Origin of the sequence: Paraburkholderia aromaticivorans, from assembly GCF_012689525.1 — a bacterium.
GTDB classification, from domain to species: domain Bacteria; phylum Pseudomonadota; class Gammaproteobacteria; order Burkholderiales; family Burkholderiaceae; genus Paraburkholderia; species Paraburkholderia aromaticivorans_A.
The window spans coordinates 2,862,913-2,888,416 of sequence record NZ_CP051516.1; the positions used below are offsets into that span (position 1 = coordinate 2,862,913).

Here is a 25,504-nt window from a genome sequence, read left to right on the forward strand (position 1 = left end):
TCATGAGGCAAAAGAGCCGACTGGGGCAGAAAACTAACCCCGACCCCGCGCCAGCAGGTCCGCGCCGCGCCTCAAAAACCCTCAGCGCCGCGCCGCGGTCTGCCGCGGCAATGTCTGGCGCGGCGTCTTTTCGTCGTCGTACAGCACGTGCTTGCGGCCTTCCACATGACGGTTGATCGTCGCGCGGACCTCAGCGGCCGTGGCATCTTCGGCTACGACCCGCCGCGAGATCTGCCCTGCCGTGTCGATCCACTCGACGATCCGGCAAGCGCCGCCCCATGGCTGGCGAATAGGCGCGGAGACGCGGCAGCCGCGCACCTGTATCGGCCGCTCGGCTACGGTTTCATATGACTGTTTCAAGGCGCGATCCTTTTTCGGGCATCAGAAGGGATGCATACCCTTGCAGCTTAGGAAAAAGGAATGTCGGGTAGGTTACAGCCAATATGGAGATATTTACCGGCCATTACGGAACGTCGGGCGCCTCAGGACGCCCGAACCCCCGTCTATTCAAGCGTGCGGACCCGGTCGATGGCCTGTTCGATCCGCTCGACCGCAACAACCTGTAAGCCTTCTATCGGCTGCTTCGGCGCATTGGCCTTGGGAATCACCGCGACCGAAAAGCCCAGTTTGGCGGCTTCCTTCAGGCGATCCTGACCGCGCGGCGACGGCCGGATCTCGCCGGCGAGGCCCACTTCCCCGAACACCACCAGCCCCTTGGGCAGCGGCTTGTTACGCATGGACGAATGAATCGCGAGCAGCACGGCCAGGTCGGCGGCGGGCTCGGTGATCTTCACGCCGCCCACGGCGTTCAGGAACACGTCCTGATCGAAACACGCGATGCCCGCATGCCGGTGCAGCACCGCCAGCAGCATCGCCAGCCGGTTCTGCTCCAGGCCGACCGCAAGACGGCGCGGATTCGGTGCGTTGGCGGAGTCCACGAGGGCCTGCACTTCGACCAGCAGCGGCCGCGTGCCCTCCTGCGTCACCAGCACGCACGAGCCCGGCACCGACTGCTCGTGCTGCGACAGAAACAGCGCCGACGGATTGGCCACGCCGCGCAAGCCGCGCTCGGTCATGGCGAACACGCCGAGTTCGTTGACCGCGCCGAAGCGGTTCTTGATCGCGCGCACCAGACGATACGAGGAATGCGTGTCGCCCTCGAAGTACAACACCGTGTCGACGATGTGTTCGAGCACGCGCGGCCCGGCCAGCGCGCCTTCCTTGGTCACGTGGCCGACCATGATGATGGTGGTGCCCGACTGCTTGGCAATGCGCGTAAGTTGCGCCGCGCACTCGCGCACCTGGGCGACCGAGCCCGGCGCGGAAGTCAGCGCGTCGGAATAGACGGTCTGGATCGAGTCGATCACCGCGACATCGGGCCGCTGCTCGGCGATCGTCGCCTGGATTTTTTCGAGCTGGATTTCCGCCAGCAATTGCAGTTCGCTCGCCTTCGAGCCCGGCTCCAGCAACGAAAGCCGTTGCGCGCGCAACGCAATCTGCGCGGCCGACTCTTCGCCGCTGATATAGAGCGCGCGTTTGTCGGCGGCGATTTCCGCGAGCGATTGCAGCAACAGCGTCGATTTGCCGATGCCCGGATCGCCGCCGATCAGCACCACGCCGCCCGGCACCAGACCGCCACCGAGCACGCGGTCGAACTCGCTGACGCCGGTGGAAAAGCGCGGCACATCGGATGCATCGATATCGGCGAGACGGCGCACCGGCGCGCTCTTCGCGAGCGACTGGAAGCGATGCGTGGAGGGCGCTTCCGCCACCGACTCGACCAGCGTGTTCCACGCATTGCACGAAGGGCACTGGCCGGCCCATTTCGGCGATTGCCCGCCGCATTCACTGCAGATGTACAACGTTTTGGGTTTTGCCACGCGCTATTGCCTGTGTTGCTGTTCTTTGGATTGAAACGCTTGCTGCGAGGCCAGGTACACGCCCGGGTTGCGCGCCTTTACTCAGCCCGCACCGGCACGCGCGGCGCCACGGCGCACATCAGCTCATAGCCGATGGTGCCGCACGCCTGCGCGACGTCGTCGATTGGCAGCGAGGTGCCCCACAGCTCGACGCGCGAGCCGACGTTGGCGGTCGGAACCGGCGTCAGGTCGACGGTGAGCATGTCCATCGAGACGCGCCCGACGATCCGCGTGCGCACGCCGTCGACGATCACCGGCGTGCCTTCCGGCGCGACGCGCGGATAGCCGTCCGCGTAGCCGCACGCCACCACGCCGATGCGCATCGAACCACGCGCTTTGAACGACGACCCGTAGCCGACCGTATGGCCTTCGACGAGCGTTTGCACGGCGATCAGTTCCGAGGCGAGCGTCATGGCGGGCTGCAGGCCGGTGCCTTCGATCGCCGCCGTGAGGCCGGACGGCGACGCGCCGTACATGATGATGCCCGGGCGTACCCAGTCGAAGTGCGTGGCCGGATGCCACAGCGTGGCCGCCGAATTGGCGAGGCTGCGCGCGCCGGCGATGCCTTGCGCGCCGCGCTCGAACGCCTGCACCTGATAGTCCACGCCGCGATCACCGTCGGCGTCCGAGAAATGGGTCATCAACGTGATCTGGCCGACGCCTTGGGCGGCGCGCGCGCGTTCCCACGCGGCGCGGAACTTCTCCGGCGTGTAACCGAGGCGGTTCATGCCGGTGTTCATCTTCAACTGGATATTGACCGGTTTGGACAGGCGCGCCATTTCGAGCATGCGCAATTGTTCGTCCGAATGCAGCGCGGTGGTCAGGCTGTAGCGGTCGATCACGTCGATATCGGTCGGACGAAAGAAGCCTTCGAGCAGAAGAATCGGGCCGGCCCAGCCCAATTCACGCAACTTCACGGCTTCTTCGAGGTCCAGCAACCCAAAGCCGTCGGTTGCGCGCAGGCCCGGAAAAACGCGCGCAAGGCCGTGCCCGTAGGCGTTTGCCTTGACGACGGCCCAGATTTTGGATTTCGGTGCGTAGCGCCGGGCAACGGCGAGATTATTGGCGAGAGCGGAGGTATGAATCGTGGCTGAGAGCGGGCGCGGCATGGGATATTTTCGTAAAGACGCTTGCGAATCAGCGGCTTACAGGGCGTTTTCAGCGCTCCGTAGCCCGCTGGGCGGTGCGATCAAGGATTTTGCTAGTCCGAATCCATCTATTTTCATGATATAAAGCCGTGCGCACAACCCATTTCGACGAACGGCATAAGCCCGGACGCTCAACCAGCGGCCGGGGCGGATAGACCGCAGCGAGGACAGCATCGCATCAGATGAAAAAAGGTTTTTACACCATCATGGCCGCGCAGTTTTTTTCGTCGCTGGCCGACAATGCGCTTCTGATTGCTGCTATCGCACTGCTGAAAGATCTTCACGCCCCTAACTGGATGACGCCGCTGCTCAAGTTGTTCTTTGTGCTGTCGTACGTCGTTCTCGCCGCCTTCGTGGGCGCCTTCGCCGACTCCCGTCCGAAAGGACGCGTGATGTTCATCACCAATACCATCAAGGTCGTCGGTTGCATCACGATGTTGGTGGGCGCGCATCCGCTGCTCGCGTATGGGATCGTCGGCTTTGGCGCGGCGGCCTACTCGCCCGCCAAATACGGCATCCTGACCGAACTGCTTCCGCCTGACCGGCTGGTCGCCGCGAATGGCTGGATCGAAGGCACGACCGTCGGCTCGATCATTCTCGGTACCGTGCTCGGTGGAGCGCTCATCAGCCCGCACATCGCCGCGCCGATCCTGCGGCACCACATTCCCTCGGTCAACACACCCGCCGAGGCGGCGATGCTGGTCATCATGGCCATCTACGTGATCGCGGCGCTCTTCAATCTGCGCATTCCCGACACCGGCGCGCGCTATCCGAGACAGGAACGCGGCCCGATCAAACTCGTCACCGATTTCGCCGACTGTTTCCTCGTGCTATGGCGCGACAAGCTCGGCCAGATTTCGCTCGCCGTCACCACGCTGTTCTGGGGCGCCGGCGCGACGCTGCAATTCATCGTGCTGAAGTGGGCCGAGGTGTCGCTCAACATGTCGCTCTCCGAAGCGGCCATCCTCCAGGCGGTGGTGGCCGTGGGCGTGGCGGCCGGCGCGATCTTCGCGGCCTCGCGGGTGCCGTTAAAGAAGTCGCTGTCGGTGTTGCCGGTCGGCATCATGATGGGCATCGCCGTGATGCTGATGGCGTTCTACACACGCGACCTGTTCCCTGCCCATTGGGGTCTCTATTTCGGCCGCGTGCATCTGCCGGGCTATCTGATCGTCGCGTACATTTTCCTGATGATCGTCGGCGGCCTGTCGGGCTTTTTCGTCGTGCCGATGAACGCGCTGCTCCAGCATCGCGGGCACGTGCTGCTGTCGGCCGGTCACTCGATCGCCGTGCAGAACTTCAACGAAAACCTGTCCGTGCTCGTGATGCTGTGCCTCTACGCCGTGCTGGTGTGGCTCGACGTGCCGGTTACGGCGGTGATCGTGCTGTTCGGCACCTTCGTCTGCGTGATGATGTGGTTCGTGATGCGGCGCCACCAGGCCAACCAGCGTGCGTTCGACTCGGTCGCGCTGATCGGCGAAGTCAAGCACTGACCCGCGGCGGGTCGTCCGCTCACGCAGCGACCCGCGCCTTCCTCCTTCCTCGCTTTGCCATGACTCAACCGATTCCCAATGTGCTGACAATCGCCGGTTCCGATTCCGGCGGCGGCGCTGGCATTCAGGCCGATCTGAAGGCTTTCTCGGCGCTCGGCGCGTACGGCGCGAGCGTGATCACCGCGCTCACCGCGCAGAACACGCGCGGCGTCACCGCGATTCACGCGCCGGACCCCGGCTTCATTACCGCGCAACTCGACGCGGTGTTCGACGACATCCGCATCGACGCCGTGAAGATCGGCATGCTGGCGAACGCGCCGATCGCGCGCGCGGTCGCCGACGCGCTGCGCCGGCACAAGCCAAAGCACATCGTGCTCGACACCGTGATGATTTCGAAGAGCAACCACGCGTTGCTGCTGCCGGATGCGGTCGCGGCGGTGCGCGACGAGTTGCTGCCGCTCGCCGATCTGCTGACGCCCAATCTGCCGGAAGCGGCCGCGCTGCTCGGCGTGCAAGCCGCGACCGACGAAGCCGGCATGGTCGAGCAAGGCGAAGCACTGCGCGCGCTCGGCGCACGCGCGGTGCTGATGAAGGGCGGCCATTTGAGCGCGACGGATAGTCCGGACTGGCTGGTGCAGGACAGCGGCACGCTACGTCTCGGTGGCCCGCGGGTGCCGGTGAAGAATACGCATGGGACGGGCTGTACGCTGTCGTCGGCGATTGCGGCATTGATTCCGCAGCGTGGCGATCTGGCGAGCGCCGTCGCCGATGCGAAGCTGTATTTGACCGGCGCGCTGCAAGCGAGCGATCGACTCGACGTCGGCAGCGGCGTGGGGCCGGTGCATCATTTTTATCGGTGGTGGTGAGGAGGCGTTGTGACCGCCGCTACTGCCGCGCGTAGTGTTGCGCCAGCTCGGGCCACTCGTCCGGCACGATAAAGCCGCGCGAGCGTTCGATCAGATTGCCCGCACTGTCCTCGGTGAACGCGGCGACCATCGCCGGTCCGTGCTGATGTGAAGTTTGCCCGGCAAGGGTTTCTGCATCGACGAACGCCAGGCCCGCGGCCTGTGCCTCGTGCAGCGTATGCCGTCGCGGCGCGAGCCACTCCAGCCGCGGCAATGTGCGCCACTTCTCCGCATGCGCCACCGCGAACGCCGGCCAATCACTGCGCGTCACCCACCAGCCGCGACCATGCGCCGGATCGAGTTCGACGGGATTGAGCGGCGTCTCGCCATGTCGGTAAAACAGCCAGCCTTTGATGAACATCTGCGGCGTCCACGGACCCGCGTAGCCGACCGAGGCAAACTCCTCACGCGCGCTCAACGGCAACTGGTGATTCAGCACATGCGCGAGCTTCAGATCGAAGCGGTCTTTCAGATTCGGGCCGACGTAGTCGGATAACTGCGCGCGCCCTCCGCCGGCATGCAGATAGCACTTCACGGCCAGCTCCCAATGCAGCCGCGCGCCCTGCCGCGTCTGCACCAGAAAATCGCATTCGCCGAGCGTGACGCCCGCGCGCCGCAACGGCACGCTCGCCGCCACCAGCCGCGCCCCCGGCCCATGTTGCAGGAACCAGCCGAGCAGCCGTTCGGCATACCGGCCGAGGCGCGTGATGCGCGTCGCCGCGAGTTCGTGATGCAAGGGTTCGGGCGCGGCGTCGAGCGCGTGCAGCCAGTCGATGGTCGCCTGCGCTTCCTGCGGTGTGTCGAAGGCATTTGCCAGCGCACCCACCGGTGGTTGCGGGCGCAACAGATCGGCGCTCAGCAGCAGCCACGCGAGATCGCGAACGGCAGCGTCTTGCAAGGTGTCGAGCAGCGTATCGCGGCTCGCGGCATCGATGCCGGCCGCAGCGGCGGAGCCCGCCGCCGGCCCCTCGGCGGCCGTCACTTCGACGCGTTCGACGGCGCGCCGCCGGCCGCCCGCCACGTGTCGCGCGCGAGGCACAGGTCAGCCCAGGCTTTCGCCTTATCGGGCAGGCTGCGCAACAGATACGCCGGGTGATAGGTGACGACCACGGGCACGCCTTCGTATTCGTGCACGCGGCCGCGCAGCGACGAAATGCTCGCCTCGGTTTTCAGCAGACTCTGCGCCGCGAAGCGGCCGAGCGCGACGATCAGCTTCGGCTTGACCAGCGCGACCTGACGTTGCAGATACGGCTCGCAACGCGCGACTTCGTCCGGTTCGGGATTGCGGTTGCCGGGCGGCCGGCACTTGATCACGTTCGCGATATAGACGTTGGTGTCGCGCGCGAGCGTCAGCGAACGCAGCATGTTGTCGAGCAGCTTGCCGGCCTGGCCGACGAACGGCTCGCCCAGACGATCCTCGTTCTCACCCGGCGCTTCGCCGATCAGCATCCAGTCCGCGCCGCGATCGCCGACGCCGAATACCGTGTTCGTGCGCTTCTCGCACAGACGGCAAAGCTGGCAGGCGGCCACGCGCTCGCTCAGCGCGTCCCAGTCCAGCGTGTGGATTGCCGGCGCCGCGGGGGCGTCGTGGCGTGCGTCCGCGGGAGCTTGGGTCGGCAGGTCGTCGAACCATGCGAAATCGTCGTCGGGTGGTGCATCGAACGTTGGCGGCTCGGGGCTGCGGGGTTGCTGTAGTCGCGTTGGCTGCGATGCTTGCGGCTGGTGTGCCTCGACCGACGCTTGCATCCGGCCTTGCGTCGGGTCTTGTGAAGGCTGCCTTTGACGTTCAGCTTGCTCGCCGGTCTGCATGGAACGTGGCGACTCGCCTGCGCGCGTTTCGGCCGTCGGCTGGCGTTCATCGAACCGATCGCGTGCCCCGGCCGCGGGCGATGCCTGATCCGGACGGCCAGGCGCGCGTCGTTCGCCTGGCGCTGGCGCGGCGTTGGCTTGTTGAACGTCGGCCGCGTGCTTCGCGGGCTGCGAGGGTTCCTGCGCGCGAGCAACGGGCGGCAACCCTGGCGCCGCGCCACGCGCATCATCACGACGCGCCCCCGGCGCGGCCGGCACAGCCGCGCCCTCCCCGACCACGGCCACGGCTGCGGCTTGCGCCTGCGGTTCAACAACCGGCTCCTGCGCCGCCGCCATGCCACGACGCACCCACAGCGGAGTGAGTCCGAACTCTTCCAGTACCGATTCATGCAGCGCCATCTGCGCCCTCCGTGGCAAACGAGAAACGCATCACGATGGCGTCCTCCCGGCTGCGATGCCGCGCCGGATAATAGTTTTTGCGCCGGCCGATCGAAGCAAAGCCGAAGCGCTCATAAAGCCGGATCGCCCGATGATTCGACGGTCGCACTTCCAGCAGCAGGCCCTCGAGTTTTTCAGCGCGGGTAATGCGCACGGCTTCGCGCAGCAGCGCGAGCCCGGCGCCGGCGCCTTGCGCCGCAGGTGTCACGCACAGATTGAGCAGATGCATTTCGTCGACGACCGGCATCAACACGCAATAGCCGATCAGCGCGCCCGTGACATGGCGCAGACAGATGCCGAAGTAACCGTTGCGCAGCGAGTCGCCGAAATTGCCCCGGCTCCATGGAAACTCGTAAGCGATTTTTTCGATGGCGGCGACTTCGTCCAGATCGCCTTCAGTCATCGGCGACATGTAGCGGTCCGCGAGCAACACGCCACTCATTGCCGGCCCTCGCCTTGCGCTGCGTCGTGCGCGAGTCTGGCGGCCTGCTCGGCCTTGGCGGCTTTTTCAGCTTTCTCGGCGACCCGCTCGGCGGTGGTTAAGGCGACCTTGTCGCGCACGTATTCCGGCGCGGCCTGGTCGGCGGGCACCGTGCGGCCGGCGCGCAACGCGCGCAGCGCGGCGTGGGCCAGCGGCACGGCGTGCGGCAGCGCTTCGCCATCGACGCTGCGCGCCGCGGCAACCGCGGGCAGTCGCGCGCCGAACGCCGCGGCGGCATTGCCTGCCAGCGTGAAGGGGACGTCGGGCAAAACGAGCCGGTCTGGCGCATCGAGCGAAGCCGCCTGCAGCGTGCGCCATTCACCCTGCGCGTCGTCCCAGGCGTAGTCGGCCCAATAGATTTCGTCCATGCGGGCGTCGAGCGCGGCGACCACGCGCGTCGCCGATGCATCGCGCAGGCGGGCGCTCTCGGCACAGGCGAGCAGCGTGCTGACTGGCACGACCGGCAGATTCAGGCCGAACGCGAGACCTTGGGCGACACCAGTGGCGGTACGCAGGCCGGTGAACGAGCCCGGGCCAGAACCAAAGGCGATGGCGTCGCAGTCCGCCAGTGTCAGGCCGGCTTCGTCGAAAAGTTCGCGGATGGCGGGGAGCAGGCGCGTGCTGGAAACCGCGCCGGTCTGCTCGTGGCGCACCCACAGACGCGGCTCGGCGCGTGCCTCTTCAGGTGTGGCGCCGGCCGTATTGCCGGCGGCGGCCAGAAGCGCTACCGAGCAGAATTCGGTCGAGGTATCGAGGGCGAGGAGCACAGTTTGAGTCATGGACCGTATTGTAATCGGCACGGCGCGCGCAAATGTGGTTTGGCATGCGCCAGGGTGGTTTGGCATGCGCCAGGGTGGTTTGGCTCGCGCCAGGGGCATATGGCTCGCGTCTGCGGCGGTACGGTCTACGGCGGTACGGTTTGCGCCAAACTCGTTCGCCTCGCGCCCGAGGCTGTCCGTCTTGTGCCGGATCGCCGGCCGGCGTTTGGAATAAGCCCTCGGCCCCGCGGCGGCATCCAGTTGTTATGATCGTCAGCCGAGTTCAATCCCGATCCCGCCTGGCGGGCACAACGACAATGACCGACATCGACACCCAGTTCACCCAAGCCCACGAAGACGTCCAGCAGTTGCCGGAGCGTCCGGGCAATCTCACCCTGCTGCGCCTCTACGCGCTCTACAAGCAGGCCACCCGCGGCGACGTTCAGGGCGACAAACCTGGCTTCACCGATATCGTCGGCAAATACAAGTACGACGCGTGGGCGGCGCTCAAGGGAACCGCGCAGGACGCCGCGAAGCAGCAATACGTCGAACTCGTCGAATCGCTCAAGAGCGGCGCGTCGGCCTGACTCGCCCCAGATCGACGCCGGGCGGCGTCAGGCGGCCGCTCCGGCCCCGCACCAGGCAGCGGCGAATCGGCCTGAACCACGCCGGCACGGCGATGGGCGGCCGGGGCAGCCGTCCATCGAGCCGCCCGAACAGTCACCCGGCACAAACTTTTCCGTTAGGAAAAGTCCTAATAGTGGCGCAGTGCAGCAAAAGGCTATACAATGCTGCCTGCGCTTCACTGCTTTGCCCGGCTTTCCTCTAGCGGCCTTTGCGGCGCAGCGCCTCGTAGCGTTTAGCTCCAATCCAGTTTAGAACCTGTCCCCTCCTGCCTAGCCCCCTACGGGCGATCATGTCCCAGGCTGGCGGCACGCCGTGTTGGCATGTCGCATCCGATACAGCTTCTAACGAAAAGCTCGCCTTCATTGTCGCGAGCTGCCCCCGTTTTTCGATTTGCTCGCTGCTTCTTTGCTCGCTGAATCCGACGACTTGGGTATGCCGATTGGCGCCGACGTTTTAATTCCCTGTGTACCAAGGATTCTCATGACTTCGAGCAATACCCCCAGCAGCCCGTTGAACGCCATCGCCGATCAAGCCCTCGGTCTCGCCGACGCTCCCGCACAAGCCGCAGCCATCGCTGCCGCTCCGGAAGCTGTTGCCGCAGAAGCCGCAGCGCCGACCGGCCCGTCGTTCGCGTCGCTCGGTCTCTCCGCGGATGTCGTCTCCGCGCTGACCGCCGCTGGTTATCAAAACCCGACTCCGGTTCAGCAACGCGCAATCCCCGCTGGCATCGCCGGCCGCGATCTGATGGTCTCGAGCCCGACCGGTTCGGGCAAGACCGCCGCGTTCATGCTGCCCGCCATCGAGCGTTTCTCGCAACTGCAAAAAGCACAAGCCAGCCAGCCGCGTGAACCGCGTCCGGCTGACGGCGCCCGCACGCGTCGTCCGCAACCGGTTGCCCGTCCGACCATGCTGGTTCTGACGCCGACCCGCGAACTCGCGATGCAGGTCACCACCGCCGCTGCCACGTACGGCAAGCACCTCAAGCGTCTGCGCACCGTCAGCATTCTGGGCGGCGTCGCTTATGGTCAACAACTGATGCTGCTGGCCAAGAACCCGGAAATCCTGGTTGCCACGCCGGGCCGTTTGATCGACCACCTGGAACGCGGCCGTATCGATCTGTCGCAACTGCAGATCCTCGTGCTCGACGAAGCCGACCGCATGCTCGACATGGGCTTCATCGAAGACATCGAAACGATCGTCGCCGCTACGCCGGCTACGCGTCAAACCATGCTGTTCTCGGCCACGCTCGACGGCAAGATCGGTTCGCTGACGGGCCGCCTGCTGAAGGATCCGGAACGGATCGAGATCGTTCAACGTCTGGAACAGCGCACCAACATCGCGCAGACCGTCCATTACGTCGACGACCGCGATCACAAGGACCGTCTGCTCGACCATCTGCTGCGCGACGAAGGCCTCGACCAGGCTATCGTCTTCACGGCAACCAAGATGGACGCGGATCAACTGGCTGGCCGTCTGGCCGACGCTGGTTTCGAATCGGCTGCCCTGCACGGCGATCTGCCGCAAGGCGCACGTAACCGCACGATCAAGGCCCTGCGCGAGCGTCGTGTGCGCGTGCTGGTCGCCACGGACGTCGCCGCTCGCGGTATCGACATCCCGGGCATCACGCACGTGTTCAACTACGACCTGCCGAAGTTCGCCGAAGACTACGTGCACCGCATCGGCCGTACTGGCCGTGCTGGCCGCTCGGGTATCGCGGTGAGCCTCGTGCATCACGCGGAACAAGGCGCGTTGAAGCGCATCGAGCGCTTCGTGCGCACTCCGCTGCCGGTCAATGTCGTCGAAGGCTTCGAGCCGCGCAAGTCGGCTCCCTCGGGTAACGGCCGTCCGGGCTTTGGCGGCCGCGGCCGTCCGGGCGGTGGCAACGGCGGTGGCCGTCGCTTCGGTAGCGGTTCGGGCAAGCCGGCTGGTAACGGCGGCGGTGCGCGCAGCGGTAGCGGCAGCAGCAATGGCGGCGGCTGGGCCGGCAAGTCGGCCGGCGGTGGCTCGCGTGAAGGCGGCTTCGGCGGTGGTTCGCGTGAAGGCGGCTTCGGCGGCGGCTCGCGTGAAGGCTACGGCGGTTCGCGCGACGGCGGCTACGGCGCACGCCGCAGCGACGGCCCGCGTACGGCGCGTCGCGGCAGCTAAGTACTGAACCGGGCGCACTCTGCTTCAGGGCTTCGGCCTCTTGCGGCGCCCGCGCAGTACTGCGCAGTCAGCTTGAAAAAAGACCCGGACGGCCACGCGCCGTTCGTCAGTCGGAAGAAACCGGTGCTCATGCGCCGGTTTTTTTTCGCCCGTATGTCGGCGCGCCCCAAATTTCACGATGTGGAAAATTTTTTTGCGTCGTAAAAAATCGTGCTGCACGGCACAAGACGGCCTGTTGCAAGATGGGAAAAGTCGTTTCTTAATGTGAAACGCACAATGTAATTCGTTGATTTTAAATACAAATAAATATTCCAAAAGGCCTTCTTGGCGACTATTGCGCAACCGCCGATTTGCCTAGACTCTTATACAAGACTTCACGAAACGAAACGCCCCAACCGGCCAGCCGCTTCGCCGAAGACAGAGTCACTTATCCATTACAGGCAACCAAGGAGCACACCATGTCCCGTCAAGAACAAGCCAAGCAACTCCAACAGCAATGGGAAACCGATCCGCGCTGGAAAGGCGTGAAGCGCAGCTACACGGCGGAAGACGTGATCCGCCTGCGCGGTTCGGTGCAAGTCGAGCACACGCTCGCCAAGCGCGGCGCGGAAAAGCTCTGGGAAAGCGTGAACAACGAGCCGTTCGTCAACTCGCTCGGCGCGCTGACCGGCAATCAGGCCATGCAGCAGGTCAAGGCCGGCCTCAAGGCGATCTATCTGTCGGGCTGGCAAGTGGCGGGTGACGCGAACGTCGCCGGTGAAATGTACCCGGACCAGTCGCTGTATCCGGCGAACTCGGTGCCGCTCGTCGTGAAGCGCATCAACAACACGCTGACGCGCGCTGACCAGATCCAGTGGTCGGAAGGCAAGAATCCGGGCGATGAAGGCTACGTGGACTACTTCCAACCGATCGTGGCGGATGCCGAAGCCGGCTTCGGCGGCGTGCTGAACGCATTCGAACTGATGAAGGCGATGATCGATGCCGGCGCCGCGGGCGTGCACTTCGAAGACCAACTGGCTTCGGTGAAGAAATGCGGTCACATGGGCGGTAAGGTGCTCGTGCCGACGCGTGAAAACATCGCCAAACTGACGGCCGCGCGTCTGGCCGCTGACGTCTCGGGCACGTCGACCGTGTTGCTGGCTCGCACCGATGCGGAAGCCGCCGACCTGATCACGTCGGACATCGACGACAACGACAAGCCGTTCCTGACCGGCGAGCGCACGGTGGAAGGTTTCTACCGCACGAAGCCGGGTCTCGAGCAAGCGATCTCGCGTGGCCTCGCCTACGCGCCGTACGCCGACATGATCTGGTGCGAAACCGGCAAGCCGGACCTCGAGTTCGCGAAGAAATTCGCCGACGCGATCCACAAGGAGTACCCGGATCAACTGCTGTCGTACAACTGCTCGCCGTCGTTCAACTGGAAGAAGAATCTCGACGACGCGACGATCGCCAAGTTCCAGCGCGAACTCGGCGCGATGGGCTACAAGTTCCAGTTCATCACGCTGGCCGGCTTCCACGCGCTGAACTACTCGATGTTCAACCTCGCGCACGGCTATGCCCGCAACCAGATGACCGCCTTCGTCGAAATGCAGCAGGCCGAATTCGCTGCCGCCGAAAAGGGCTTCACCGCGGTCAAGCATCAACGCGAAGTGGGCACTGGCTACTTCGACGCTGTGACGCAAACGGTCGAACGCGATGCATCGACGACCGCGCTGCACGGCTCGACGGAAGACGAACAGTTCTTCGACAAGAAGGTCGCGTAAGCAACCGCGCGGTCTGATCGCTGGAACAAGGCAGATAGACGGTCGAAACGGCTCGGTCAAAGTGCCGCCGTCACAGGGAGGAGCAAGGCCGTCGGGGCGTGAGTCGTACCGCACTCGACGGCCGAAATCTCGCAGAGGAACTTGGGAGAGATCGCAGCAGCAGTGGAGAGAAAGCCAGCACAACGGATTGTGCGGCGAACACAGCGCGCGCCGGCCTCACCGCCGGCGCGTTTTTTTCCGCCTGCGATTTCAGCGATACACGATCACCGGAATCTTCGTATGCGTGAGCACCCGCTGCGTTTCGCTGCCGATCAGCAGGCTGCCCAGACCGCGGCGGCCATGCGAAGCCATGAAGATCACATCGCAGCCGCCCTGCTCCGCCGCTTCGATGATGCCGAGATACGGCGCCGGATGCACACTGGTCCGGCTGTCGACCGTGACGCCGACACGGCGCGCCGCCATCTCCACCTCGCGCAGATGTACGCGCGCTTCGCGCTCGCTGCGCTGCAGGAATTCGGAGGGCGGTTCGACCACTACGTCGGAGAACGGCGAGTACGGGTATTGCGGCAGACACGCGTAGGCGGTGACGTGGGCATTGACGGCTTGCGCGAGATCGATGGCGCCGTCGATTGCCTTGCGTGACAGGTCAGAACCGTCGGTCGGAACCAGGATGTGCCTGAACATGATGCCCTCCGTCGCCGGCTGCGCAGAGCGCGGCGTCAGCGTCCAACGAGGCTCGGCTTACAAGCCGCTTCAATCGATTGTAGGTCGCGGAATTGAGCGTATGAATCTGTTGAGGGTCTGTCCGCATATCGGAAACCCCCTGTTCGCGGCGACGCCATCAGCCGCGCACTTAGCGTCCGCATTTTAGCCCCCCGCATCTAGCCCCAGTAGTCAGGGTGCCCATACGTATGCTTGAGAAAGTCCAGAAACAGTCGCACTCGCAGCGGCAAGTGCCGACGCTGCGGAAACACCGCATGAATGCCGATGGGCGGCGCGGCGAATTCGTCGAGCACGCTGACGAGCCGCCCGGCCGCGATGTCCGTGCCGACCTCCCACCAGGAGCGCCACGCGAGACCGTAGCCTTCGAGACACCATTCGTGCAGCACCGCGCCGTCCGAGCATTCCATCGTGCCGGACACCTTGATCGACACAACCTTGTCGCCCTGCTGGAACATCCAGCCGCGCTGCTGGTTGGCGCTCGCGCCGAGCGCGAGACAGTTGTGATGCGCGAGATCGGCGAGGCTGTGCGGCGCGCCGCGCCGGCTCAGATACGACGGCGACGCCACGCACACACGGCGGTTCTCGCCGAGCTTGAGCGACACCAGCGACGAATCCGGCAGTTCGCCCAGACGCACCGCACAGTCGAAACCCTCGTTGACCAGATCGACGAGGCGGTCGGACAGGTCGAGTGTGATCGACACATCCGGGTGCGCGACGGTGAAGGCCGGCACCAGCGGTGCGACGTGCCGGCGCCCGAAGCCTGCCGGCGCGGACAGCCGCAAATGGCCGCTCGCCTTGACGCCGCCCGCCGACACGCTGGCTTCGGCGTTTTGCATCTCGTGGATGATGCGCTGGCAGTCTTCGAGGAAGGCCGAGCCTTCGAAGGTCAGCGTGATCTTGCGCGTGGTGCGCACCAGCAATTTGACGCCGAGACGCTCTTCGAGCGCGTCGATGCGGCGGCCGATGATAGCCGGCGCGACGCCTTCGGCCGACGCCGCGGCAGACAGACTGCCTTTGGCCGCGACGGTCACGAAAGTCTCGATCTGCTTGAAACGGTCCATGAGCGATGGGAGCCGCGTCTAGGCGGGAAAGTGGTCAGTGCGCGTCAGATTAGGTGGATGAAAGTAAAAGATCAAGTGATGTTTAGCCTCTTTTTTAGCGTCTGGCATCACTAATACAATCCATCCTGACCTCTGATAGGAGTGCACGGCAATGTCGGCCACAACGACACTCTCCCCTAAAGCAGTGATTTTCGACGCCTACGGCACGCTTTTCGACGTGCATTCGGTGATCGCTGCCGCGGAGCAGATGTTCCCCGGCCACGGCGACGCGCTTTCGCAGTTGTGGCGGCAAAAACAGATCGAATACACGCAGTTGCGCACGCTCGCGGATTCCGCGGACGCACCCGGCGCGCATTACCGGCCGTTCTGGGACATCACGCTCGACGCGTTGCGCTTCGCCGCGAAAAAACTTCAGCTCACGCTGGGCCGCACGGCCGAGAAGCGTCTGATGGACGAATATGCGTGCCTGTCCGCTTTCCCTGATGCCGTGCCCGCGCTGCGCCAGTTGCGCGACGCGTCCTCGGCTGCGCACGCGGGCGGCGAACCGGCCCCGCGTCCACGCCTGGCGATTCTCTCGAACGGCAATCCGCAAATGCTCGACATCGCCGTGAAGAGCGCCGGCATGACGCGCCTGTTCGACCACGTTCTATCCGTCGACGCCGTACGCGCCTACAAACCCTCGCCCGCCGCTTACGCGCTCGGCACGCAAGCCTTCGACGCGGTGCCGCGCGAGATCGTCTTCGTGTCGTCGAACGGCTGGGACGTGGCGGGCGCGACGTGGTTCGGCTTCACCACTTTCTGGCTCAACCGGCAAAACGCCCCAGCCGAAGAACTGGGCGTCACGCCGCATGGCTCGGGCGGAGGCATGACCGATCTGCTCGCTTTTCTGAAGAACCCCGCGTCGTCCGGCCGCAGCAGCGGCTCAGGCGGCAGCCGTACGCGCCACAGCCCTGGCGCATGACGGCTACCACCGGATCACGCGACGCTCATCAACACAACTCAACCGCATTTCAACATTTGCATCTTTGCAATCTGACCGACCAAGGAGAAAACATGGCGAACCCGCAGTCATCGCATTCATCATCGCAACTGCCGCAGGGCATGGACATCACGGCTGAGATCAAGCCGGGCTATGACGCGATTCTCACGCGCGAAGCGCTCGAACTCGTCGCCGCGCTGCATCGCACGTTCGAGCCGCGCCGCCAGCAGTTGTTGCAGGCGCGCGCGGAGCGCACGAAGCGTCTGGACGCCGGCGAGCGCCCCGACTTCCTCGCCGAAACGAAAAGCGTGCGTGAAGGCGACTGGACCATCGCCCCGCTGCCGCAGGACCTGCAATGCCGCCGCGTGGAAATCACCGGTCCGGTCGAGCGCAAGATGATCATCAACGCGCTGAATTCCGGCGCGGACTCGTACATGACCGACTTCGAAGATTCGAACGCGCCGAGCTGGGACAACCAGATCACCGGCCATATCAATCTGAAGGACGCGGTGCGCCGCACGATTTCGCTGGAGCAGAACGGCAAGTCGTACACGCTGAACGACAAGGTCGCCACGCTGATCGTGCGTCCGCGCGGCTGGCATCTGGACGAGAAGCACGTGAAGGTGGACGGCAAGCGCGTGTCGGGCGGCATCTTCGACTTCGCGCTCTTCATGGTGCACAACGCGAAGGAACTGGTCGCGCGCGGCTCGGGCCCGTACTTCTATCTGCCGAAGATGGAAAGCCATCTCGAAGCGCGTCTGTGGAACGACATCTTCGTCGCCGCGCAGGAAGCCGTCGACGTGCCGCGCGGCACGATTCGCGCGACGGTGCTGATCGAAACGATCGTCGCCGCCTTCGAAATGGACGAGATCCTGTACGAGCTGCGCGAACACAGCTCGGGCCTGAACGCCGGCCGCTGGGACTACATCTTCTCGGCGATCAAGAAGTTCAAGGCCAACCGCGACTTCTGTCTGGCCGACCGCTCGCAGATCACGATGACGTCGCCGTTCATGCGCGCCTACGCGCTGCTGTTGCTAAAGACGTGCCATCGCCGCAATGCGCCGGCGATCGGCGGCATGAGTGCGCTGATTCCGATCAAGAACGATCCGGCCGCCAACGAAAAGGCAATGGGCGGCGTGCGCTCGGACAAGGCGCGCGATGCCGGCGACGGCTACGACGGCGGCTGGGTCGCGCATCCGGGCCTCGTGCCGATCGCGATGGAAGAGTTCGTCAAGGTGCTCGGCGACAAGCCGAACCAGATCGGCAAGCAACGCGACGACGTGCTCGTCACGGCCACCGACCTGACGGACTTCCGTCCGGAAGCGCCGATCACCGAAGGCGGTCTGCGCAACAACATCAACGTCGGCATTCATTACCTGGGCGCGTGGCTCGCCGGCAATGGCTGCGTGCCGATTCATAACCTGATGGAAGACGCGGCCACCGCGGAAATCTCGCGCTCGCAGGTATGGCAATGGATTCGCTCGCCGAAGGGCAAGCTCGACGACGGCCGCAAGGTGACGGCCGAACTGGTGCGCGAGTTGTCGGCGCAGGAACTCGAGAAGGTCAAGCAGGCCGTGGGCGGCGATACGAAGCCGTATGAGCGCGCCGCGCAGATCTTCGAAGAGATGTCGACGTCGGAGCAGTTCACCGACTTCCTCACGCTGCCGCTGTACGAGGAAATTTGAGGCTGGCGTCAGGCCTCGTGGATGCATCGGGCGCGTTCATTCAGACGCACTCCGATGCATGGGTTACGGACGACGCAGTAACAAGCCCGCTTTCGCATGACACACCCGGCGCGAAAGCAGCTTGAGTCGCAAGGCTGACCGACCGGACGGCCCGACAGGCGTATGCTTGCCGGGCCGTTTTTTTATGTACCTGTCACGCGTTTTGGTCAGCGCGTGCTGCGGTACTCGATCCAGTCGCCCGATTTGATTTCGGGCAAGCCCTTCACCAGATTCGGCGCAACCGGATAAAAGCGGCAGTTCACGACATTGCCGTCGACCTTCACGATCACTTCGCGCGCGAGGAAACGATCCTCGACGCCCGGATAGACCGCCTCGATTTCGTCGAGCACGGCGACCAGTTCGTCGTCGATCTCGTAGACGTCGCCGATCACGTCGACGCCGGCTTCGTCGACCACGAGGCCCGGATACGAGCCGAAGTCGAATAGATGGCCACGGACTGTGGCCGTGCCGAGCAGATTGGGCGCGGCGATCTCGTTACGCGCCGCGGCATGGCGGATGTCGTTCACCTCACCGGCGCGCAATGTGCCGTATACATAGACGGTCTGCATCGTCGTTTGCTCTCCTTGAATTAGGGTTTGGGTGGCTTCTGTTTCTGGCTCTGTTCGAGCTTAAATGCGGCTGCGGTTCAGTTCAGTTCAGCGCCGCGCTCGCCACGAGCACGCCGTCGATATCCGCGTAGATCCATTCGCCGGGACGCACCAGCGCGCCGGGCAATTGCACCGCCACGCCGCGTTCACCAGTGCCGAGCTTCTGGCCGCGCCGTGGTGAGGTCGTCAAAGCCGCAACGCCGACGTTCACCTCGTTGAGTTCGAGCGCATCGCGCACGCAGCCGTTCAGGACGATGCCCGCCCAGCCGTTCTGTTCCGCGATCTGCGCGAGGTTGCCGCCGACCAGCGCGCAACGCAGGCTGCCGCCGCCGTCGATCACCAGCACACGGCCCGCGCCCTTCTCCTCGAGCGTGGCCCGCACGAGCGCGTTGTCCTCGAAGACCTTCAGCGTCACCGCTTCACCGCTGAAACACTCGGCCCGGCTGAACAGGTGGAAGACCGGCTCGAGCACGCGCAACGTGCCGAGCGCCAATTGATCCTCGTGCGCGTCGCACAAGTCCGCGGTAGCAAAGCTCATGGCGTTCTCCTCGGGTCCGGTAGTCTGGACATTATGCAACGCCCCGTCCCTTGCAACACCTACAATGAGAAGCCCGCGGCGGTTTGCCCGCCCGCACGGGGTTTTGCCTTGCGGCGCTTTCGGCGTACTTTGGGGAGCCCGCGTTGCCGGCGTTCCGTTATCGGGATCGATCTTCACCATGACTTCGTCCGCCGACTCAAACCTGTCGAGCCTCGTACGCTTCGCCGATATCCCGCCCGAGTTCCAGCCGAACGAAACGCATCCGATCCGTGTGCGCTCGCGGCAGATGCCCTCGGGCTGGCGCATCGCGCGTCACACGCATGCATGGGCACAGGTGGCCTATGCGTCGCGCGGCGTGCTGCGGGTCGCGACGACCGGCACGACGTGGATGGTGCCGCCCTCGCGGGCAATCTGGGTACCGCCGCACGTGACGCACGAAGTGGTCGCCGTCGAAGACGCGTTCCTGCGCACGCTCTACATCATCGAAAGCACCGTGCCGGCCGGCCTCGATACGCCACGCGTGGTCGAAGTCTCGGATCTGCTGCGCGAAGTGATTGCCGCGCTCGACACGCCGGGTATCTCGGCCACGCGTGAGCAGTTGCTGGGCGCCCTCGCGCTCGACGAACTGACTCGCTCAGAACCGCTGCCGCTCTCCGTGCCGATGCCTAACGAAAAGCGTCTGCGCGCGCTGTGCGAAGCGGTGATTGCGGACCCGACGCATGGCGAGTCGCTCGAACAATGGGCGTCCAGCGTGGGCGCGAGCACGCGCACCATTGCGCGGCTGTTTCGTCAGGAATTGGGCGTGAGTTTCTCGCAATGGCGCCAGCAGGCGATTCTGGCGCGCGCGATTCCGCTATTGAGCCAGGGACGGCCGCTTTCGCATGTCGCATTGGAACTGGGCTATCAGAGTCAGAGCGCGTTTTCCGCGATGTTCCGCCGCGCGTTCGGCGAAAGTCCGCGCGCGTTTATCGAGCGCGGCTCGGAACATCGGGCGGGACATGGGGAGCACGTCGATACGGAACTGGACGACGAGACGGCGCGAGATCGCGCGGATGCAGAGAGCGATGCCGGGCGTTGAGTGAGCGTGTAAAACCGCGGCGTCAAACGCGCGCTTCAGACGCGGCGCGCCTAATTCGGCGCCTCAAACACTGCGGGTCAATCACTGGCGCCTCAGGCCCCGCCGGTCAAGCCCGACGCTTCAAAGCCAGCGTGCCAAACACGTGCGCCGCAGACCTCGCGTGTCAAACCCCACGCCTCAAACCCGTCGCGCCAGATGCCTGATCGCACCGAGCTGAGCAAGACGCGGACCGGCCAGCTTGTAGCCTTTGCGCTGATAGAGCCGAGCCGCAGGGTTGTCGACGAACACACGCAATTGCAACTCGCGCAGACCGCGCTCGCGCGCCCACTGATGCGAGACATCGAGCAGATACGTGCCGGCGCCGAGCCGGCGATGGCCTTCGGCAATCTGCACGTCGCGGATATGCAGCGAATCGCCCTCTTGCGTGATGCGCAACACGCCGATCGGCGTGCTGTCCATTTCGAGAATGAAATTCTCCGACTCGCGCCAGCTACCGAGAAACAGATCGCCACGCCAGACGAGATGATGGCGACGGTAGTAACCGCCCATGTTGTTGCGAGTCAGCGCCTCGGCGAACTCGAAATCGTCCATGCTGGCTTTGCGCAGATGAAACGGTAACGGAGCTTCGGTGGGATCGAACATGGCGGGGCGACAAGGAAGAGTCGGGTCAACGGTAAAACAGGCCGCGCGCGCTGGCAATGGCTGTTTGTCCCCAGCATACCCAGGCGCGCTGGACAGCGGAATAAAAAAAGCCCACTTCTTTCGAAGTGGGCTTTGTCAAATCTGGCGGAGCGGACGGGACTCGAACCCGCGACCCCCGGCGTGACAGGCCGGTATTCTAACCAACTGAACTACCGCTCCAGTTTGCCTATCAATGACTTGCGAGCGTTGGTTTTCTCTCTGCAAGCTGCGCTGCTTACTACTCGAATAAATCGAACACTAAACCGACGCTGATGTTTGGCGTCCCCTAGGGGATTCGAACCCCTGTACTCACCGTGAAAGGGTGATGTCCTAGGCCTCTAGACGAAGGGGACAACGTACTGCTTACACCTTTAATGAAAAAGCCCGTTCAAGTTCGTATGAACGGGCTTTGTCTGGCGGAGCGGACGGGACTCGAACCCGCGACCCCCGGCGTGACAGGCCGGTATTCTAACCAACTGAACTACCGCTCCAGTTTGCCTATCAATGACTTGCGAGCGTTGGTTTTCTCTCTGCAAGCTGCGCTGCTTACTACTCGAATAAATCGAACACTAAACCGACGCTGATGTTTGGCGTCCCCTAGGGGATTCGAACCCCTGTACTCACCGTGAAAGGGTGATGTCCTAGGCCTCTAGACGAAGGGGACATAATCTTTTCAGATTTGTCTTTATCTTGCCGCTATCTCACGCTAACTTCTGTTTGCCAGCAGCAAAGACCGATATTCTAACTACGTTACAACTGTTTGTGAAGTCTTTTTTGCTACAGGTTCCAGACTTCGGAACAACTTCACTCTGCTCTGATGGTGGAGGTAAGCGGGATCGAACCGCTGACCTCTTGCATGCCATGCAAGCGCTCTCCCAGCTGAGCTATACCCCCCTTGCAGAACAGAAACGAGATTCTAGAGGCCAATTTGCGCTTTGTAAATACCCTTTGAGCAATTGCATGCGACTTTTTTCAGAAGCCGTATGCAAACCCGCTCAAGGCACGCGCGAACGCGCTCAGACCAGCGCTTTTTCGATACGGCCCACGACGACATCACGCCCGAACAGCATCAGCACGCTGTCGATTGACGGCGTATGGGTGGTGCCCGCAACCAGCAGACGCACCGGCATGGCCAGTTGCGGCATCTTCAGCTTGTGCGCGCCGAGCGTCGCCTTCAAAGCGGCGGCGATTGCTTCCTTGGTCCACTCCACGGTCTTGAGCGCGGCGGCCAGATCGGCGAGCGCCGGGCGCACCACGTCGGTCACGTGCTGCGCGATGGACTCGGCATCAGGCGCCGGCGTGCGATAGAACATCGCGGCGTTCTCGGCAATCTCCTTCACCGTCGACGCGCGGTCCTTCAGCAAGCCAACCACCGCAACCAGATCCGCACCTTGGGCGAGTGCGGCTTCGTCGACGCCCAGCTCGGCGAAGAACGGCTTGGCCAGCCCGGCGAGACGCTCGTTATCCGCTTCCTTGATGTAGTGCGCGTTCAGCCAAGCCAGCTTGTCGTGGTCGTACTGAGCCGGGGACTTGCCCAGATGCTCCAGATCGAACCACTCGACGAACTGTTCGCGCGAGAAGATTTCCGCGTCGCCATGCGACCAACCGAGGCGCGCCAGATAGTTGACCACTGCTTCCGGCAGGAAACCGGCGTCGCGATAACCCATCACGCTCATCGCGCCGTGGCGCTTGCTCATCTTCTCACCCTGCTCGTTCAGCACGGTCGGCAAGTGCGCGTAGACCGGCGGCTCGCCGCCGAGCGCGCGCAGAATGTTGATCTGCCGCGGCGTGTTGTTGACGTGATCGTCGCCGCGAATCACGTGCGTGATGCGCATGTCCAGATCGTCGACCACCACGCAGAAGTTATAGGTCGGCGTGCCGTCCGGACGCGCGATGACGAGATCGTCGAGCTCTTCGTTCGAGATTTCGATGCGGCCTTTCACGGCGTCGTCCCACGCCACCACGCCGGTGAGCGGATTACGGAAGCGCAGCACCGGCTGCACGCCCGCCGGCGGCTCCGGCAAAACCTTGCCCGGTTCCGGACGCCACGTGCCGTCATAGCGCGGCTTTTCGCCGGCTTCGCGCTGACGCTCGCGCAGCGCGTCGAGTTCTTCCGTCGACATGTAGCACGGGTACACCAGCCCCGCGTCCTGCATCTCCTTGAGCACTTCGCCGTAACGGTCCATGCGCTGCATCTGGTAGAACGGACCTTCGTCGAAGTCGAGGTCCAGCCACGCCATGCCTTCGAGAATGGCGTCGACGGATTCGCTGGTGGAGCGCTCGACGTCGGTGTCCTCGATCCGCAGCACGAAGGTCCCTTTCATCTTGCGCGCGAACGCCCACGGATAAAGCGCGGAGCGAATGTTGCCGAGGTGGATGAAGCCGGTGGGACTCGGTGCGAAACGGGTACGAACGGAGGTGGTCATTAGCGGTTACTCGGAAGACAGGCGCCGGCGCTCGGGGCAGACATCGCCCGCGAAGCGCGGCAGCGGAGCGCGCCCATTCGGCAAAACAGCGCCATGCATGGGCACGAAGGAAATAAATGCGAGAGGCGAATTATACCTTCGAGAGGCGTCTTATCTGCCCTCGTCCGAACGGCCGGGTGCGGCGTGCATGCCGCGCTGCACAGCGCCCGAGGACTTCCTCTGCAACGTTTCATTACCGCGCCGCCGCGCGCGCGGAGCTTTGCTTTATGATGTGCGCGCGCTGCGGCCGGAGATAGCTCCACAGCGCATGGAATCGCCGCCGGCGATGCCGTCCGTCTGACTATCCGCCTGATCGCGGCCACCGGTGACGCCGACTGCGTTGCTCGCGCCGTTGCTGGAGAACTCGTTGAAGCCCTCATCGCCTAGCCTCGCCCGCCGCAACTTTTCACTGGCCGCCGCCTCCGCGGTGCTGGCCGCCTGCACCACGACCGGCAGCAAAACCGACAGCACGCCCGTCGCCGCCACGCCCGCTGTCAACACGCCGCCGCTCGACAAGCCGCAGCGGCCGTTGCGCGTCGCGCTCGCACTGGGCGGCGGCGCGGCGCGCGGCTTCGCGCACATCGGCGTGATCAAGGGACTCGAGGCGCGCAATATCCAGATCGATCTGGTGGCGGGCACCAGCGCCGGTTCGGTGGTGGGTGCGCTGTACGCGTCGGGCATGAACGGCTTCGCGTTGAACAAGCTCGCCCTGACCATGGACGAAGCGTCGATCAGCGACTGGGCCATGCCGTTTCGCACGCGCGGCTTTCTGCAAGGCGTCGCGCTGCAGAACTACCTGAACACGACGCTCAACAACCGTCCGATCGAGAAAATGGCCAAGCCGCTCGGCGTGGTCGCCACCGACCTCAGAACCGGCCAGCCGATCCTGTTCCAGCGCGGCAATACCGGCATTGCTGTGCGTGCGTCGTGCAGCGTGCCGTCGATTTTCGAACCGGTGAAGATCGGCGGCCATGAGTACGTGGACGGCGGCCTGGTGAGTCCAGTGCCGGCGTCGTTCGCGCGCAAGATGGGCGCGGATTTCGTGATCGCCGTGGATATCTCGCAGCGCCCGGAAAGCGGCCTGACGGCCAGCTCGTTCGACGTGCTGATGCAGACCTTCACGATCATGGGCCAGACGATCAAGGCCTATGAACTCGACAAATACGCCGACGTCGTGATCCGCCCGAATCTGGCCGCCATGAGCGGCAGTGATTTCTCGCAGCGCAACGCGGCGATTCTGGCCGGCGAGGAAGCGGTCGCGAAGATGATGCCGGAATTGCAACGCAAGCTGGCGGCGGCGAGCCGGGCCGCGGCGTAAAGGGACCTGAGCAGTCCTTGGAGCGGCCTCGTCTGCCGCTCAAACGCAAAAAAGCCTGCTTCGTTCGAGGCAGGCTTTTTCATGCCGGGAACCGCCGATGCAATCGCTTACTGATCGCCGCCGATTGCCGCGTTCACGCGCTTGCGCAGATCCTGGCCGTCCTGATACGACGCCTCAATCCGACGCGCGCCGGTGAAGCGCTTTTCCCAGTAGCCGTCATCCATGTCGTCGACACGGATCGTGCTGCCCGTGGAGGGCGAATGCACGAACTTGTTGTCGCCGATATAGATGCCGACGTGCGAGAACGTGCGGCGCATGGTGTTGAAGAACACCAGATCGCCCGGCTTCAGGTCGCTCACGCGAACCTTTTCGCCGACACGGCTCATTTCCTCGGCGCGGCGCGGCAGCGCCATACCGAGCGTGTCCTGGAACACGTAGCGCACGAAGCCGCTGCAATCGAGCCCCGAATCCGGGGTGTTGCCACCCCAGCGGTAGCGCACGCCGATCATGTTCAGCGCGCCGACGACCACGTCGCCCGCTTTGCCGGCCATGCCGGAAAGGAACGATTTGGCGCCGCTGCCGCTATCCGGAGCGGCTGCTTGCGAAGTGGGAGCGGACAAAGAATTCGACCCGCTGAGGGTCGAATATGAGGCATTCTGATTGAAACTGCTTACTTCGTCGGCGAACGCGCCGGGAGCTGCTGCCATCAAGACGCCAATGAACATCCCGGCGACGACGCGCGTGCAAGCCTGGGTTAGGTTTCTGTGCTGCATTGGTCGGTATTTTTTGCCTAAAAATCAGGGGTCTACGGAAAAAAGTTGGGTCGATACTAGCCAGTAAGTATTC

General features: G+C 64.1%; 23 protein-coding genes and 5 tRNA genes. 9 read left to right on the plus strand and 19 right to left on the minus strand.

The window, feature by feature from the left end:
- Positions 1–81: 81 nt before the first annotated feature.
- From HF916_RS41000 to alr, 3 genes are all read right to left on the minus strand, one after another.
- A complete protein-coding gene (locus tag HF916_RS41000; RefSeq protein WP_168794393.1) occupies positions 82–360 on the minus strand; it encodes a DUF2866 domain-containing protein in 279 nt (92 codons plus the stop codon).
- Positions 361–503: 143 nt separating this feature from the next.
- A complete protein-coding gene (radA, locus tag HF916_RS41005; protein WP_168794394.1) occupies positions 504–1,880 on the minus strand; it encodes a DNA repair protein RadA in 1,377 nt (458 codons plus the stop codon).
- Between the two features lie 77 nt (positions 1,881–1,957).
- On the minus strand, positions 1,958–3,028 hold the full coding sequence (gene alr / locus HF916_RS41010) for an alanine racemase (RefSeq protein WP_168794395.1): 1,071 nt from the start codon (positions 3,026–3,028) through the stop codon (positions 1,958–1,960).
- A gap of 221 nt (positions 3,029–3,249) precedes the next feature.
- Between alr and lplT the strand changes: the two genes are divergently transcribed.
- On the plus strand, positions 3,250–4,557 hold the full coding sequence (gene lplT, locus HF916_RS41015) for a lysophospholipid transporter LplT (protein WP_168794396.1): 1,308 nt from the start codon (positions 3,250–3,252) through the stop codon (positions 4,555–4,557).
- Between the two features lie 59 nt (positions 4,558–4,616).
- Positions 4,617–5,423, plus strand: coding sequence for a bifunctional hydroxymethylpyrimidine kinase/phosphomethylpyrimidine kinase (gene thiD, locus HF916_RS41020; protein ID WP_168794397.1), 807 nt, complete (start codon positions 4,617–4,619; stop codon positions 5,421–5,423).
- Positions 5,424–5,442: 19 nt separating this feature from the next.
- Here thiD and HF916_RS41025 read toward each other — a convergent pair whose 3' ends face one another.
- The 4 genes from HF916_RS41025 to tsaB are packed head-to-tail and all read right to left on the minus strand — an operon-like array spanning position 5,443 to position 8,969.
- Positions 5,443–6,444, minus strand: coding sequence for a DUF1853 family protein (locus HF916_RS41025; RefSeq protein WP_168794398.1), 1,002 nt, complete (start codon positions 6,442–6,444; stop codon positions 5,443–5,445).
- Positions 6,441–7,670 carry a uracil-DNA glycosylase gene (locus tag HF916_RS41030; RefSeq protein WP_168794399.1) on the minus strand — a complete coding sequence of 410 codons (1,230 nt, stop codon included), beginning with the start codon at positions 7,668–7,670 and terminating at the stop codon, positions 6,441–6,443. Before HF916_RS41030 ends, HF916_RS41025 begins: the two co-directional genes overlap by 4 nt.
- On the minus strand, positions 7,657–8,151 hold the full coding sequence (rimI, locus tag HF916_RS41035) for a ribosomal protein S18-alanine N-acetyltransferase (RefSeq protein WP_168794400.1): 495 nt from the start codon (positions 8,149–8,151) through the stop codon (positions 7,657–7,659). Before rimI ends, HF916_RS41030 begins: the two co-directional genes overlap by 14 nt.
- Positions 8,148–8,969: a tRNA (adenosine(37)-N6)-threonylcarbamoyltransferase complex dimerization subunit type 1 TsaB gene (gene tsaB / locus HF916_RS41040; protein ID WP_168794401.1), complete on the minus strand. Its 822-nt coding sequence runs from the start codon at positions 8,967–8,969 to the stop codon at positions 8,148–8,150. Before tsaB ends, rimI begins: the two co-directional genes overlap by 4 nt.
- 296 nt (positions 8,970–9,265) lie before the next feature.
- Between tsaB and HF916_RS41045 the strand changes: the two genes are divergently transcribed.
- From HF916_RS41045 to aceA, 3 genes are all read left to right on the plus strand, one after another.
- Complete coding sequence (locus HF916_RS41045) at positions 9,266–9,535, plus strand: acyl-CoA-binding protein (protein WP_012433477.1); 270 nt, start codon at positions 9,266–9,268, stop codon at positions 9,533–9,535.
- A 520-nt stretch (positions 9,536–10,055) separates the two neighbouring features.
- A complete protein-coding gene (locus tag HF916_RS41050) occupies positions 10,056–11,720 on the plus strand; it encodes a DEAD/DEAH box helicase (RefSeq protein WP_168794402.1) in 1,665 nt (554 codons plus the stop codon).
- A gap of 458 nt (positions 11,721–12,178) precedes the next feature.
- The gene (aceA, locus tag HF916_RS41055; protein ID WP_168794403.1) at positions 12,179–13,483 is read left to right on the plus strand and encodes an isocitrate lyase; all 1,305 of its coding nucleotides are present in this window, start codon (positions 12,179–12,181) and stop codon (positions 13,481–13,483) included.
- A gap of 249 nt (positions 13,484–13,732) precedes the next feature.
- Here aceA and HF916_RS41060 read toward each other — a convergent pair whose 3' ends face one another.
- Together HF916_RS41060 and HF916_RS41065 are read right to left on the minus strand one after the other, a co-directional pair.
- On the minus strand, positions 13,733–14,167 hold the full coding sequence (locus HF916_RS41060; protein WP_012433480.1) for a universal stress protein: 435 nt from the start codon (positions 14,165–14,167) through the stop codon (positions 13,733–13,735).
- A gap of 197 nt (positions 14,168–14,364) precedes the next feature.
- Positions 14,365–15,267: a LysR family transcriptional regulator gene (locus HF916_RS41065; protein WP_106279585.1), complete on the minus strand. Its 903-nt coding sequence runs from the start codon at positions 15,265–15,267 to the stop codon at positions 14,365–14,367.
- Positions 15,268–15,418: 151 nt separating this feature from the next.
- On the opposite strand from HF916_RS41065, the gene HF916_RS41070 reads away from it, so the two are divergent.
- Both HF916_RS41070 and aceB read left to right on the plus strand, forming a co-directional pair.
- Positions 15,419–16,228 carry a haloacid dehalogenase type II gene (locus HF916_RS41070; protein ID WP_168794404.1) on the plus strand — a complete coding sequence of 270 codons (810 nt, stop codon included), beginning with the start codon at positions 15,419–15,421 and terminating at the stop codon, positions 16,226–16,228.
- Positions 16,229–16,320: 92 nt separating this feature from the next.
- Positions 16,321–17,931 (plus strand): malate synthase A, encoded by a 1,611-nt coding sequence (gene aceB / locus HF916_RS41075; RefSeq protein WP_168794405.1) that lies wholly within the window; start codon positions 16,321–16,323, stop codon positions 17,929–17,931.
- A gap of 206 nt (positions 17,932–18,137) precedes the next feature.
- Here aceB and HF916_RS41080 read toward each other — a convergent pair whose 3' ends face one another.
- Together HF916_RS41080 and rraA are read right to left on the minus strand one after the other, a co-directional pair.
- Positions 18,138–18,539: a gamma-glutamylcyclotransferase family protein gene (locus HF916_RS41080; RefSeq protein WP_168794406.1), complete on the minus strand. Its 402-nt coding sequence runs from the start codon at positions 18,537–18,539 to the stop codon at positions 18,138–18,140.
- 82 nt (positions 18,540–18,621) lie between these two features.
- Positions 18,622–19,116 (minus strand): ribonuclease E activity regulator RraA, encoded by a 495-nt coding sequence (gene rraA / locus HF916_RS41085; RefSeq protein ID WP_168794407.1) that lies wholly within the window; start codon positions 19,114–19,116, stop codon positions 18,622–18,624.
- Between the two features lie 178 nt (positions 19,117–19,294).
- On the opposite strand from rraA, the gene HF916_RS41090 reads away from it, so the two are divergent.
- Positions 19,295–20,194 (plus strand): AraC family transcriptional regulator, encoded by a 900-nt coding sequence (locus HF916_RS41090; protein ID WP_168794408.1) that lies wholly within the window; start codon positions 19,295–19,297, stop codon positions 20,192–20,194.
- Positions 20,195–20,371: 177 nt separating this feature from the next.
- Here HF916_RS41090 and HF916_RS41095 read toward each other — a convergent pair whose 3' ends face one another.
- The 7 genes from HF916_RS41095 to gltX all read right to left on the minus strand — a co-directional run bounded on the left by HF916_RS41095 (position 20,372) and on the right by gltX (position 23,301).
- Positions 20,372–20,836, minus strand: coding sequence for a GNAT family N-acetyltransferase (locus tag HF916_RS41095; protein ID WP_168794409.1), 465 nt, complete (start codon positions 20,834–20,836; stop codon positions 20,372–20,374).
- 142 nt (positions 20,837–20,978) lie between these two features.
- Positions 20,979–21,055: transfer RNA gene (locus HF916_RS41100), tRNA-Asp, on the minus strand.
- Between the two features lie 97 nt (positions 21,056–21,152).
- A tRNA-Glu gene (locus HF916_RS41105) sits at positions 21,153–21,228 on the minus strand.
- Positions 21,229–21,289: 61 nt separating this feature from the next.
- A tRNA-Asp gene (locus HF916_RS41110) sits at positions 21,290–21,366 on the minus strand.
- A gap of 97 nt (positions 21,367–21,463) precedes the next feature.
- Positions 21,464–21,539 (minus strand) — tRNA-Glu (locus HF916_RS41115).
- Positions 21,540–21,693: 154 nt separating this feature from the next.
- Positions 21,694–21,769: transfer RNA gene (locus HF916_RS41120), tRNA-Ala, on the minus strand.
- Positions 21,770–21,891: 122 nt separating this feature from the next.
- Positions 21,892–23,301 (minus strand): glutamate--tRNA ligase, encoded by a 1,410-nt coding sequence (gltX, locus tag HF916_RS41125; RefSeq protein ID WP_168794410.1) that lies wholly within the window; start codon positions 23,299–23,301, stop codon positions 21,892–21,894.
- 406 nt (positions 23,302–23,707) lie between these two features.
- Between gltX and HF916_RS41130 the strand changes: the two genes are divergently transcribed.
- Positions 23,708–24,658, plus strand: coding sequence for a patatin-like phospholipase family protein (locus tag HF916_RS41130; RefSeq protein ID WP_168794411.1), 951 nt, complete (start codon positions 23,708–23,710; stop codon positions 24,656–24,658).
- Between the two features lie 107 nt (positions 24,659–24,765).
- Here HF916_RS41130 and HF916_RS41135 read toward each other — a convergent pair whose 3' ends face one another.
- Positions 24,766–25,431 (minus strand): C40 family peptidase, encoded by a 666-nt coding sequence (locus HF916_RS41135; RefSeq protein ID WP_168794412.1) that lies wholly within the window; start codon positions 25,429–25,431, stop codon positions 24,766–24,768.
- Positions 25,432–25,504: the final 73 nt, after the last annotated feature.

Coding starts and splice junctions, on each gene's coding strand:
- HF916_RS41050 (WP_168794402.1), top strand. CDS start 10,056: ATGACTTCGAGCAATACCCCCAGCAGCCCGTTGAACGCCATCGCCGAT.
- rraA (WP_168794407.1), bottom strand. CDS start 19,116: ATGAGCTTTGCTACCGCGGACTTGTGCGACGCGCACGAGGATCAATTG.
- lplT (WP_168794396.1), top strand. CDS start 3,250: ATGAAAAAAGGTTTTTACACCATCATGGCCGCGCAGTTTTTTTCGTCG.
- aceA (WP_168794403.1), top strand. CDS start 12,179: ATGTCCCGTCAAGAACAAGCCAAGCAACTCCAACAGCAATGGGAAACC.
- thiD (WP_168794397.1), top strand. CDS start 4,617: ATGACTCAACCGATTCCCAATGTGCTGACAATCGCCGGTTCCGATTCC.
- HF916_RS41095 (WP_168794409.1), bottom strand. CDS start 20,836: ATGTTCGATCCCACCGAAGCTCCGTTACCGTTTCATCTGCGCAAAGCC.
- HF916_RS41065 (WP_106279585.1), bottom strand. CDS start 15,267: ATGGACCGTTTCAAGCAGATCGAGACTTTCGTGACCGTCGCGGCCAAA.
- tsaB (WP_168794401.1), bottom strand. CDS start 8,969: ATGACTCAAACTGTGCTCCTCGCCCTCGATACCTCGACCGAATTCTGC.
- HF916_RS41070 (WP_168794404.1), top strand. CDS start 15,419: ATGTCGGCCACAACGACACTCTCCCCTAAAGCAGTGATTTTCGACGCC.
- HF916_RS41045 (WP_012433477.1), top strand. CDS start 9,266: ATGACCGACATCGACACCCAGTTCACCCAAGCCCACGAAGACGTCCAG.
- HF916_RS41060 (WP_012433480.1), bottom strand. CDS start 14,167: ATGTTCAGGCACATCCTGGTTCCGACCGACGGTTCTGACCTGTCACGC.
- HF916_RS41030 (WP_168794399.1), bottom strand. CDS start 7,670: ATGGCGCTGCATGAATCGGTACTGGAAGAGTTCGGACTCACTCCGCTG.
- alr (WP_168794395.1), bottom strand. CDS start 3,028: ATGCCGCGCCCGCTCTCAGCCACGATTCATACCTCCGCTCTCGCCAAT.
- aceB (WP_168794405.1), top strand. CDS start 16,321: ATGGCGAACCCGCAGTCATCGCATTCATCATCGCAACTGCCGCAGGGC.
- rimI (WP_168794400.1), bottom strand. CDS start 8,151: ATGAGTGGCGTGTTGCTCGCGGACCGCTACATGTCGCCGATGACTGAA.
- HF916_RS41090 (WP_168794408.1), top strand. CDS start 19,295: ATGACTTCGTCCGCCGACTCAAACCTGTCGAGCCTCGTACGCTTCGCC.
- HF916_RS41135 (WP_168794412.1), bottom strand. CDS start 25,431: ATGCAGCACAGAAACCTAACCCAGGCTTGCACGCGCGTCGTCGCCGGG.
- HF916_RS41080 (WP_168794406.1), bottom strand. CDS start 18,539: ATGCAGACCGTCTATGTATACGGCACATTGCGCGCCGGTGAGGTGAAC.
- gltX (WP_168794410.1), bottom strand. CDS start 23,301: ATGACCACCTCCGTTCGTACCCGTTTCGCACCGAGTCCCACCGGCTTC.